The organism is Chryseobacterium jejuense, from assembly GCF_017877355.1.
GTDB classification, from domain to species: Bacteria; Bacteroidota; Bacteroidia; order Flavobacteriales; family Weeksellaceae; genus Chryseobacterium; species Chryseobacterium jejuense_A.
On the sequence record NZ_JAGIPR010000009.1, the window covers coordinates 60,266 to 71,892 of the forward strand.

The 11,627-nt window shown below is 35.1% G+C and carries 9 protein-coding genes and 4 tRNA genes; 3 read left to right on the plus strand and 10 right to left on the minus strand.

What is annotated here, in order from left to right; genetic code table 11:
- Positions 1-345 precede the first annotated feature (345 nt).
- The 10 genes from J2772_RS17495 to J2772_RS17540 form a co-directional block, all read right to left on the minus strand.
- The gene (locus J2772_RS17495; protein ID WP_209919006.1) at positions 346-2,913 is read right to left on the minus strand and encodes a T9SS type A sorting domain-containing protein; all 2,568 of its coding nucleotides are present in this window, start codon (positions 2,911-2,913) and stop codon (positions 346-348) included.
- 119 nt (positions 2,914-3,032) lie between these two features.
- Positions 3,033-3,812 carry a T9SS type A sorting domain-containing protein gene (locus tag J2772_RS17500; protein WP_209919008.1) on the minus strand — a complete coding sequence of 260 codons (780 nt, stop codon included), beginning with the start codon at positions 3,810-3,812 and terminating at the stop codon, positions 3,033-3,035.
- Positions 3,813-4,048: 236 nt separating this feature from the next.
- Positions 4,049-4,819, minus strand: coding sequence for a T9SS type A sorting domain-containing protein (locus J2772_RS17505; protein WP_209919010.1), 771 nt, complete (start codon positions 4,817-4,819; stop codon positions 4,049-4,051).
- A 244-nt stretch (positions 4,820-5,063) separates the two neighbouring features.
- Positions 5,064-5,135, minus strand: a tRNA-Glu gene (locus tag J2772_RS17510).
- A 66-nt stretch (positions 5,136-5,201) separates the two neighbouring features.
- A tRNA-Glu gene (locus J2772_RS17515) sits at positions 5,202-5,273 on the minus strand.
- Between the two features lie 78 nt (positions 5,274-5,351).
- Positions 5,352-5,423: transfer RNA gene (locus tag J2772_RS17520), tRNA-Glu, on the minus strand.
- 10 nt (positions 5,424-5,433) lie between these two features.
- Positions 5,434-5,688, minus strand: a complete 255-nt coding sequence (gene rpsT, locus J2772_RS17525; protein WP_068940340.1) for a 30S ribosomal protein S20 — start codon at positions 5,686-5,688, stop codon at positions 5,434-5,436.
- 66 nt (positions 5,689-5,754) lie between these two features.
- Entirely contained in the window at positions 5,755-6,075 is a 321-nt protein-coding gene (locus J2772_RS17530) for a hypothetical protein (protein ID WP_209919013.1), read from the minus strand.
- Positions 6,076-6,576: 501 nt separating this feature from the next.
- Positions 6,577-6,648 (minus strand) — tRNA-Glu (locus tag J2772_RS17535).
- A gap of 57 nt (positions 6,649-6,705) precedes the next feature.
- Complete coding sequence (locus tag J2772_RS17540; protein WP_209919015.1) at positions 6,706-7,992, minus strand: N-acetylmuramoyl-L-alanine amidase; 1,287 nt, start codon at positions 7,990-7,992, stop codon at positions 6,706-6,708.
- Positions 7,993-8,045: 53 nt separating this feature from the next.
- On the opposite strand from J2772_RS17540, the gene J2772_RS17545 reads away from it, so the two are divergent.
- The 3 genes from J2772_RS17545 (at position 8,046) to J2772_RS17555 (ending at position 11,627) form a co-directional block, all read left to right on the plus strand.
- Positions 8,046-10,661 carry a putative LPS assembly protein LptD gene (locus J2772_RS17545; RefSeq protein WP_209919017.1) on the plus strand — a complete coding sequence of 872 codons (2,616 nt, stop codon included), beginning with the start codon at positions 8,046-8,048 and terminating at the stop codon, positions 10,659-10,661.
- A gap of 130 nt (positions 10,662-10,791) precedes the next feature.
- The gene (locus J2772_RS17550; protein ID WP_045491236.1) at positions 10,792-11,172 is read left to right on the plus strand and encodes a RidA family protein; all 381 of its coding nucleotides are present in this window, start codon (positions 10,792-10,794) and stop codon (positions 11,170-11,172) included.
- The gene (locus J2772_RS17555; protein WP_089734682.1) at positions 11,172-11,627 is read left to right on the plus strand and encodes a hypothetical protein; all 456 of its coding nucleotides are present in this window, start codon (positions 11,172-11,174) and stop codon (positions 11,625-11,627) included. Before J2772_RS17550 ends, J2772_RS17555 begins: the two co-directional genes overlap by 1 nt.

An 11,627-nucleotide genomic window follows, 5' to 3' on the forward strand; every position in this document is an offset into this window, starting at 1 on the left:
TTTGAGAAATCGGATGTATTTTTTTAGTGTTGCCATAAAAAAGATGAAAATTTTAAGTTTTAATTCGAAAACTTATACAACGTTGGTGATAAAAAATACAAAGGTTGCACCCTTTCAGTTATTGAGGTTGTAGAATGCATGTAGTGTGTCTGGAGCCAGAGTACGATGGATATTACAACTGTTGCATCTAAGGCGTATGTCTATTTTTTAGAAATTAAAAAAGAGTTGTCTGATCTGTATTCCGCTTCTGAAGACTTTCTGCAGCTTAATGTAGCATGTATATACCAAAATAGACAAGGCAGGTTGATGTAACCTGCCTTGTCTGATCTTAAATGATTTTCAAATTTATCTTGTCAGGATAAACTTACGGGTATACTTTTTTCCATCTTTAGTCTGCACGGTAAGCAGGTAAACACCACCTGGCAGAGTAGAAGGTACATTAAAAGTTTTTGATCTGAATTGAAAGCGGTGCATTTCCATTCCTGATGTATTTCTGATGGAAATTTCAGAATCCAGAAGGAGAATGTTTCCATCCAAAGTAATCTGTCCCGTAGTTGGGTTAGGAGTAATGGTAAGCTGCTCTTCAGGGAGAGTTGCTTTCATTGCTGTAGATGATGATGTAGATGAAACTGCAGGAGTTCCATAAACTGAAGCCAGATTTTCAATTTCCTCTTTAGACAGGGCCCTGTCATAAATAATAAATTGGTCAAGTGTAGAACAGCTTGTATAAATTTCGAATTGTTTATTTTGATATTCAAAAACTTCCCGAGGTAAACATTGTGCAGCGGGGCCGTCTGAAATATTTCCATTAATGTATAAACAAACGTTATCATGAGTATAACGTAGTGCATAGTGATTGAAACCAGGAAGAGTTGAAGAATCAGTACCAAAATGTATTTTTTGAGATTTCATTGATAGTGTCTTTCCAAACGCATTTAATTGAATAGACGGAATTAATGCTGTTTTAACATCAGCCCAAAAAGATAATGTCAATTCATAGTCAGTATTAGGAAGAGGGAATTCCGGACTTTTGAATTTATAAAGACTATCACTAACTATATGAGGATTACCAATTACAAGCATTTTGCCACAGGAAAACCCTTTTACATAATCAAGTGATAGATGTGTATTATGATTAACTATATTTAATCCCGAGATCGTATCATTGAGATTTCCCTCAAAAGGATAATAGGCGATAGGATTAGCCGGTGGAGTACCACATATTATTTGTGGAGTGGAGACGTGGTAAGCATAATATATTGCTATGATATCACTATGCCCATTATTAAGATATATCCGGACACGGTCAAAACTTTTCTGAGGAATGAATTCTATAGTTCCCCTGTTTAATTGTGTTCCAAGTTTTAACATACTATCTGTGATGAAAGTTAAGTCATTATTGGACGTATTTCCCAAAAATGTTTCCACAGAAACTTTACTTAATTGTTGCAGCGATAAATTACTGGTACCTATACCAATCACTACTTTTCTGAACTTCCTGGTGGTAGTAGCTGGAAAAATTAAAGACAGCCCTATTTTTCCGGTTTCACCTGCGGGTATTATTAATGAAGAATAATCCTCCTCATTAGCTCCTACTGCATTTTGAGGATTTTGTATTGAACAACCGCCACAGAACCCAATGGTGTGGCTGGTTTGTCCAGAGGCATATATTTTATCCGGATTAGATACGATTGATGGCGGTGGGCAGCTTGGAAGTTTTTCATAAGAACAAAATAGCAGTCGGATTTCTTCGGGGGTTAGCTTTCTGTCATAGATGATAAGTTCATCAATGAGGGCCTTGTTAAGAACCAGGTTGATATTGCGTTCAAATGCTTCATCATTTCCAAAAGAATAACTATGACCAATACAAGATACATTCAAAGAGCTTGTGGACTGTATAAGAACCCCATTTTTGTAAATACACAACATTCCGTCTTCCGCATGATCTGTGCTTTTATCATCATAATCATATGCTACCACATAGTGATTCAGCTGGCCTGGAGCATTATCACCCTGAGCGTAAATAAGATCATTTTCCCCTATAGGGTATGGATACATTGCAGCTTTTGCCGTTTCCGGAGTTATAATGATCTCATTTCCGGGAACTCCGATTCTAAGATGTCCGGAATTTTCAACACGAGCCCAGAATGAAACGGTTTTCGGGCTATCCATGTTAGGGAGAGGAAGAGGTTTGTCTGCCAGAAATTTTTTCTCAGTTGTTAAAGCTTCTAAAGCCTGACCACATACTAGCCCATTTTGGAATGTGTTGGGTGTACTACCTATAAGATGCATATCCGATATCGCATCATTAGTATTTCCATTAAAGGAATAATAATAAAGCGGGTTAAGTGGCGGAACCCCGCATTCCGTAAAAAAGCCAGGTAAATAAGCATAGTAAATTCTGAATTCATCATTCAGGTCAAGAAGCTTACCGTCCAAAACGATTTTGATACGATTGAAACGCTTAGTGGGATTGATTTCAATACTTCCTTGGTGTGAGCTATTGATTTTGAGCATTTCATGGTTAACAGATACCTTATCATTATTAGAGGTGTTATCCAAGAAAGTCTCAATGGTAACTCCTTTCAATGTGGATACAGCGAGATTGTTGTTGGGAGTGCCAATACCAATAATTGCCTTTAATTTGCTGATGACAGGGAAAGATAAAGTTTGCTCTACTTTACCATTAATACCAATGCCGATCTTGAAAGATGAATAATCATTTTCATCGCTTCCCACTGCATTTTGCGGATTTTCTACACTACAGATCAGGCATATTCCTGAGATTTGGTTGGTTTGGTTGCTTGCATAAATTTTGCTTTGTGCAAATGAAAATGTACTCATAAGAAGCAGAACTGTACTCGATAAAATTACTTTTATTAAGTAACGCCTTGATGATAAATTAGTTTTCATATATTGAGATTTAGGTATTAGTTTTTTATTATTGTCAATGAATCATAATGTTGTATTAGTAGTATATATAGAAAAAAAGCGGCAGGCTTTTTTTAGCCTGCCGCTTTTGGCATGTTTAATTATTTAAGTAAAACCTTACTTGAATGTGTTTTCCCATCCTTAGTCTGAAGTTTTATAATATATAGCCCTTCAGGCTGGTTGGTTTCAAATGTATTGGAATTTAATTTGGTGCTGAATACCTCTTTTCCGGAAGTGTTGATCAGAGTAACCTCTGAACCTTCTACTTTTAAGTTTTTATCCAGAGTAACCCGACCATTTTGGCCGTGAGCCATAAAACTAATGAAAGGATCTCTGTATTGGTATCCGTAATATACTCTAAACTCTCCACCTAAACTCAATAATCCACCATTTACATTGATCTTAATACGGTCATAAGGTTTGTTCATGGTAAGTTCAATTTCACCTTTACTTGGATCACCAGCCCCAAGCTTTAAAATGTCATTGTTAAGGTTTTGGTAATCATTGTTAGAAACATTTCCATTGAATGTCTCAATAGATACACCCCCTAATACTTGTGCACTTAGAGGTGTTCCGTTAGAACCGATCCCAATCACCAATTTGTTCGTGTAGGTACTGTTAGGGAAAATTAATGTTTGTTCAGTACGCGCCAGTAAGCCGATGGAAACCTGTAGAACGGAATAATCACTCTCGTTAGGACCAATCGCGTTCAATGGATTTACAACCCCACAGCCTATACATACGCCATATACTTGATTCGCTTGGGCGTTTGCATAATATTTTACAATTTGTGCAAATGACATGTTGCTTGCTAGAAACAATAAAGAAACAAAAACAGCAGTCTTAATACTGCGTGGACTCAATAATAAATTAGTTTTCATATATTAAAAATTTGATTTTTTAGTTTTGTGTAAATTTATAAATAAAATAATTATGTTAAATAATTTATTTCAGTTTTTTGTGATATACTAAAATTTAACTTATATAATCTATTTTTTTTAATGATATATTAATGGATTATATACCCTTAGACACAAAAAAACGGAAGCCTTTTTAAAGACTGCCGTTTTTTATTTTTATGTTTTAATTTGTATCGTTATTGCAGGACTGGTCACATTTATTTAATAATGATTTTTTTAGAATATGTTTTTCCTTCCTTAGTCTGAAGATTCATGATGTAAACTCCTCCAGGCTGATTAGAATCAAATGTATTGCTTCTAAGCTTTGAACGATACACTTCTTTTCCTGAAGTATTCGTTAAAGAAACTTCAGAACCTTCTACACTAACATTTCCGCTCAGGGTGACCTGTCCATTCTGGCTATGAGCCAATAAGTGAATCAATGGATCCTGGTAAGCGTAATAAATTCTGAATCCACCTCCAAGGCTTAATACCCCTCCGGTTAGGCCAATTCTTATTCCATCATAAGGTTTTGTAGGCTTAAATTCTACTGTACCTCTATTAGGAGTTGCTCCTAATTTTAGAAGACTAATGTCTATTGTTCTGCGGTCCTCGTTAGATGTACCTCCGTTCATCGTTTCAAGAGTTACACCACTTAAGAGTTGTACAGATAAAGGAATGTTATCTGTTCCTATTCCTACAACAAGTCTTGTATCGGCTCTAAGATCCGGGAAAATTAATGTTTGCTGAATCCCGCCTAATAATGCAGTTCCCAATACCATTGTGGAATAATCATCTTCATTACCTCCAACAGCATTCAATGGATTATCTACACGGCATCCTAAACAGGCTACACCAAATACGCCAGAACTTTGAGCATGAGCATAAATTCTGTCCTGGCCAAATAGAAACTGAGTGGAGAATAAACAGAATGCAACTAAGGCAGCTTGAAAAGAGAATTTATCTCTCAAGAGTAAATTAAATTTCATGTTATTATTTTTTATATGAATAGTTTTAGTCAAATTTAAGGAATTAAAGAAGATGCAGAAAATAATATTTCTATTTCCGGTGATATTTTTAATGAAATTTAATATTCCACAAAATAATTAAGTCAGATATACCGGATCAAAATAAGAATGGCTGTAGAGCCTTAAAGCTATTGAAAATAAATAGAGACTGAGATAGGGAAGGGTATGAAAACAAAAAAAGGACTTTCGAAAAAGTCCTTTTTAGTAGCCCGTAGGGGAATCGAACCCCTCTTACCAGAATGAAAATCTGAGGTCCTAACCGATAGACGAACGGGCCCTCTATCTTCCACTACCGAAATAGTGTGCTAGTTTTTTGTTTTTATAAGTATCAACTCTTAGTTTGTAGCCCGTAGGGGAATCGAACCCCTCTTACCAGAATGAAAATCTGAGGTCCTAACCGATAGACGAACGGGCCGGTTAGATTTATTTAAGTATTAGCTTTCCACTTTGTTTTTAAAAACCACTATAAAACAAGTGGTTTTTAAAAATTAAGTAGCCCGTAGGGGAATCGAACCCCTCTTACCAGAATGAAAATCTGAGGTCCTAACCGATAGACGAACGGGCCAGCTATACTTTTACGCTAATTTATTAACGTGCTTTGTTAATTTGCTTTTTAAGTTAGCCGCTTTGTTTTTGTGGATAATATTTTTCTTAGCTAATTTATCCAATAAAGCGATAACTTTTGGCAGTTGCTCTGTTGCAGCAACTTTGTTTTCCTCATTTCTTAAGGCTTTCAATGCTGTTCTAGCAGTCTTGTGATAATATCTATTACGAAGTCTTCTAGTTTCGTTCTGTCTGATTCTCTTTAATGCTGATTTATGATTTGCCATATCGTTCAAATGTGAGTGCAAAACTATAAACTTTTTTTGAAACTACCAAATTTATTTTTAAAAAAATTAATTTTCTTCTGAAAGGTACTTTCTAAGCTTATCTATTGCTTGTTCTATTTTTAAATTTTCTTGTTCTTTTTCAATTTTTTTGATCGTATTCCCTAGCATGATCAGTGCGTTATTCCATTCTCCAGTGGTATTGGTGAAAGTAAGTCCGTCTATTGTTACCTCAAAAGCAACCCTTTCTCCTGTCCTGTAAAGTCTGAAATTTATTTTATCATCCTTGCCTGTAATCCCGTCTTCATTGATTTGTAAATCGTAACTTTTTGGGTTAGAGTGGATTTTCTTAAAAAGCAATTTCGCTTCTTGTATTTTTAAATCCGGCATGATATAAAATTTGATAATCTGTAGTTTCCTACAGACTGTGGGTTATCAATAATATTTTTCATCAGTGTCACCATATTTGTTTGACCAATTATGGTTAAATTTATTAAAAAATTTTTGCAAATATAAGACTTTTGTGAAATATAACGTATACAGACTGGTTTTTTAGAGTAAAAACCATGATATTTTTATTTGAATAATAATAAGTTGTTCAGTACCAGTGTGCTATTATTTCGGGATTTTCATATTTGATTTTAAATCTTAGTTAAAAATATTGACAGAATACATAGGATAAAGGGGAGTATTGGTATTTTATACTAAGTTTATTAGTAGAGAAATGGGCTTTACAATCTAATAAAAGGGGACTGCTATTAAAAGCAGTTACCAGGATGATTTTTTATGAGGAAGCAGGTCTTATGCAAAAAATATCGAATCACCAGAATAATATCTGATTGTATTAAAATAAAAAAGGAGAAACGATAACTATCATTTCTCCTTTTTTTGTAGCCTATAGGGGAATCGAACCCCTGTTGCAAGAATGAAAATCTTGAGTCCTGACCACTAGACGAATAGGCCAAATTTTGAGGTTGCAAAAGTAGAAAAACCTTTTGAAACTTCAAAATTATTTTTTGATTATTTATATACTTTTTGAATCACCGTATTCTTAATACCTTTGGCTTCAACCTCCTTCTGTAGTTTTACGGCATCTTCCAAAGTATAAGCCTTTCCATAGGTGTAATAGAACACGCCATTGTCTTTCTCTCTTTCTACATCTTTAAGGTTCTGAAGTATGTATGAATTACCATTCAGTTTTTCTCCGGTATATACTTCCAGCGTATAATATCCCATGTTTATTCTCTGATTAGGCATGAATCCTACCGCAAATGCATTCCTGAACCCGGCATCTTTAGCTGTTTTAAGATTAATATCTTTCACAGAAGCCATATTGGTTACTGCGTAATAGTATTTGTATTGTCCGTTTTCTTTAAGAGTAAGAACATAATTCAGCCCTTTCAACGCAGGATCATTCTCATTGTATTTCGTAGGAGAACTCATCAGTAATATTCTGAAATCATTCTTCAACGGAGTTTCTGCAGGTTTTTCCGGTTCTTGCTTTTTAATGGTAAAAGACCCTCCTGTTTTTCTGTCAACCGCTTTTTTATAGTCAATGATAGCGTTGTAGATACTTTCTGCAATTTCATTCTGTCCTTTTTCGGAGGCAATATAGTGGCTCTCTTCCGGATGGTTGATGAAACCTGTTTCTATCAGAACAGAAGGCATGGCATTCATACGGAGAACGTGAAGGTTCTTCTGGAATACTCCCCTTGAAGATCTTTTATCTTTATTCACAAAGTTATCTTCTACCAATCCACCTAAAAGAAGACTGGATTCAAGATATTTACTTTGTTGCAGCTTTAACGCGATTAAAGATTCCGGAGAATCGGGGTTGTAAGATCCGAAGATCTGCTTATCCTTTTCATCCAGAAAAATTACATCATTTTCCCTTTTGGCAACCTCCAGATTTTCATTATTCTGGTTGGGTCCCTGTACATAAGTTTCTGTACCATAAGCTGTAGGTCTTGCAGAAGAATTACAGTGAATGGATACAAAAAGATCTGCTTTGCTTCTGTTAGCAAGGTTGGTTCTGTCGGATAAAGAAGGATATTCATCAATCTTTCGGGTATAGATTACTTTGAAGTCTCTGTTTTTTTCAAGCATGGCTCCCACCTTTAAGGTAATGGCGAGAGTAATGTCCTTTTCTGCAATTCTTCCAATGTCTGAATAAGTCCTGTTGGCTCCATGGTCACTTCCTCCGTGTCCCGCATCAAGAACTAGTGTAAACTTCTTTTGAGAGAAAATAAAGTTACTGATTAGGAGAAGGAGAAATGATAAAATTATTTTAAAATTTTGTTTGCGCATCTTACAGTTATAAAAATTATATTAATTTTGGGCCTTAATTATATAGAACAAAATTGGCCAAAACCGTCTTCAAAAATATATTACAAATTTTAATTATCCTAATTTTTAACAATTTTTTAGCACAGAAAACTCCTGAAAAATTGCCTAAAAATCTGGTTAAAGATACTATTTCCAAAAAGGATACCATTGTTGCAAAAAAAGAAGCTTTAGATGATGTACTTCAAACAAAAGCAGACGATCAGCGGCGAGATATCCCTAAAAAGATGACATTCCTTAATAAGAATGCCCAGGTAAAGTATCAGGATATGCAGATTGATGCAGATTATATTTCCATTGATGATAATAAAAACCTGATCTATGCCAGAGGAAAATTAGATTCTTTAGGAAAAATCATACAGCCTGTAGTAACTACCCAGGCTGGGAAAAAATACGAAACCAACGAATTCAGCTATAATACAAAAACCAAACAGGCTATTGCTTTCAATGCAAGAACAGAGGAAAGTGAAGGAGTAATTATAGCCCAAAAAACAAAAAAATACAATGATTCGGTGTTTGCTATGAGAAAAGCAGACTATACCACCGATGAATATTTTGTTAAGAAAAAAGATACGGCAGCAGATTATTTCATGAGGGCTTCCAATATTAAGCTGATAAAATCAAAAAATAAATCTCAAATCGTTACAGGACCTATTCAAATGTATATAGAGCAGGTTCCTACACCGCTTATCATGCCTTTTGCAATTCTTCCTTTCTCGGATAAAAGAGCAGCGGGTATTTTGATTCCGAGTTTCGGGGAAAGAGAAGATGTAGGATTTTTCCTTAATGGTATTGGATATTATCAGCCGATTGGGGAACATTTTGATCTTAAAGTACTCGCAGATATTTATACCAAAGGAAGCTGGAACCTCCGGCCACAGATGAATTATCAGAAAAAATACCGTTACTCCGGAAGCTTTAATGCTGATCTAGGAACTATGATAAGAGGAATCAAAGGACTGGATGATTATACAAAAAACAGTACTTATCGTATCAGCTGGACGCATTCCCAGGATTCAAAAGCGAATCCTTTTCTTACATTCAGCGCTTCTGTAGATATTGTAAGTACAAAGTTTTATAATAATACGCTCAATAATCAATATATTTTGAATAGTGGATCTAATAATGGATCTGTCAGAGTACCTGATGTATTAAGAACCCAGCAGAACTCAACGATAACCCTTACCAAAAGATTTCTGAAACTTCCGGTAACCATTACAGGAACGGCATCTTACTCACAAAACTTTGCAACAGGATTGGCAGATCTTCGTCTTCCACAGATGAATGTAGCGGTTAATCAGTTTTATCTGTTTAAATCGAAATCCGGAGTAAGACAGGGACTTCTTGAAAATATTACTGTAAATACTGGTTTTAACCTGACGAACTTTGTGAATACTCAGGAAAATGAGTTGTTCAAAAAAGAAATGTGGGATAAAATGCAGACTGGGCTTAAGAACAATATCGCTTTAGCTACCAATACTACTTTGGCTAAATATTTTACATTCAGTTTAAGTGCTAATATTGATAATGCTTTAACTACAAAAACATTAAACAGATATTATGACCCTGTAAAGAATGTAACGGTAGATGAAATCAATAAAAAATTCGCAGGATATTCTTCATTTTCAACTACTGCAAGTCTTCAGACAACATTGTACGGGATGATGAAGTTCAAAAAAGGATCTATTGTAGAAGCGGTGAGACACATGGTAACTCCAAGTATTGGGTTTACCTACTCTCCGGATTTTTCAAGTCCTAATTTCGGATACTATAAGAACTATTATAATGCAACCGGAGCGCTTACTCCTTATTCCATCTTTGAAAAAGGAATTATTGGAAGTCCATCAAACAATTTGGTGGGTGCATTAGGTTTCAATATCGGAAACAATATCGAAATGAAGGTGAAATCTAAAAGTGATTCTACCGGAGTAAAAAAAGTGAAGATCTTTGAGTCTTTAAACCTTTCAGGAAGCTACAACTTTGCTGCTAAAGATCACCCTTGGTCTATTTTCACTATTAATGGACAGTCTTCTTTCTTTAATAATAAACTTACAGTTAATACCAGCCTTTCTCTTGATCCATATAAAATTGAATTCATTCCAGGACAAGATCAAGGAATCAGAACAGAGAAGTTTGGAGCTTTTGGAGTACAGGGATTCAATGTTCAGTTATCTTACCCTTTAAGCAGCGAAATCTTTGGAGAGAAAACCGATTATGCTAAGAAATATTCTTCAAAAGGAGAAGTAAGAAATGAGAATTATTATTTTGATGATGATAACTACTCACGTTTCGATCAGGCATGGACATTGAATATTAATGCTAATTATGCCTATTCTAAAGGAACTAACAGGTTTGGAAATAAAATTGCATCTCTAGGTCTTGATGGAAGTATTAAGCTTACTCCTTATTGGAACGTTACGGGAAGTACCCATTATGACTTAGTGACTAAAGAATTGGCGTATACAAGAATTGGTTTTTCAAGAGATCAGCGAAGTTTTACCATTAATTTTAACTGGGTGCCATTTGGACAATATAAGGTATATGACTTCTTTATTGGGATCAAAGCCAATATCTTAAGTGATGCATTGAAGTATAAGGACAGAAGCTTTACCCAGCCAAATGCACCTTTCTAATATCAGATTGGCATTTGACAATATAAATTTTATATTTGCATCCAAAATAAATCTAACGAGATTATCATGAAATTGCTTAACTTTTGGTTGGTAATGAAAGATAATTTCACAAAAAAATAAATATCCGTATATGAAACAAATAATCAATACAGTTAATGCACCTGCGGCTATCGGTCCTTATTCACAAGCTAATATGGCTAACGGAGTTTTATACATCTCCGGACAGATTCCTGTAGATCCTGCAACGGGTAAACTGGTAGAAGGAATTGAAAAGGAAACGCATCAGGTAATGAAAAACCTTGAGGCAATCCTTACAGAAGCTGGAATGACTTTTAAAAACGTTGTAAAAGCAACCATCTTCCTTAAGAGCATGGATGATTTTGCTGTAATGAACGATATTTACGCTTCTTATTTAGATGCAGAAAGTTACCCGGCACGTGAAACTGTACAGGTTTCTTGTCTGCCTAAAAATGTGGATATTGAAATTTCTATGATCGCACATCAGGATTAATGAACTTTATAAGAAATACATTTGCGATATTGATGGGCCTTGGGATAACAGGGCTTATTATTACTCTTGGTATAAGAGCTTTTCCGCAATGGGTTACTTTCGAAGCTTTTGCTCCGTTTGAGCATTGGCAGAGATTTCTTTTCAGTATGAAGGACGATAAGGCCTTTTTCGGCTTTCTTTTGTTTATTTCCGGACTGGGAACTACCATTGGTGGAGTAGCAACCGCAATCATTGTTAAATACGCTAAAGTGGCCTATGCTATTCTGATTGGTTTCATTATGCTTTTTATCGCAATGCTGGATGTAATTATATTTCCTTATCATCCTACATTTTATAAGATTTCAATCTTCCTTACCTTTTTTCCGTTTTCCTGGATTGGGGGTAAGATTGTAGAAGTGATCTATGAGCGGAACAAGAAGAAAAGAATCGCTGAGAAAATGAATAAACCCAAATAA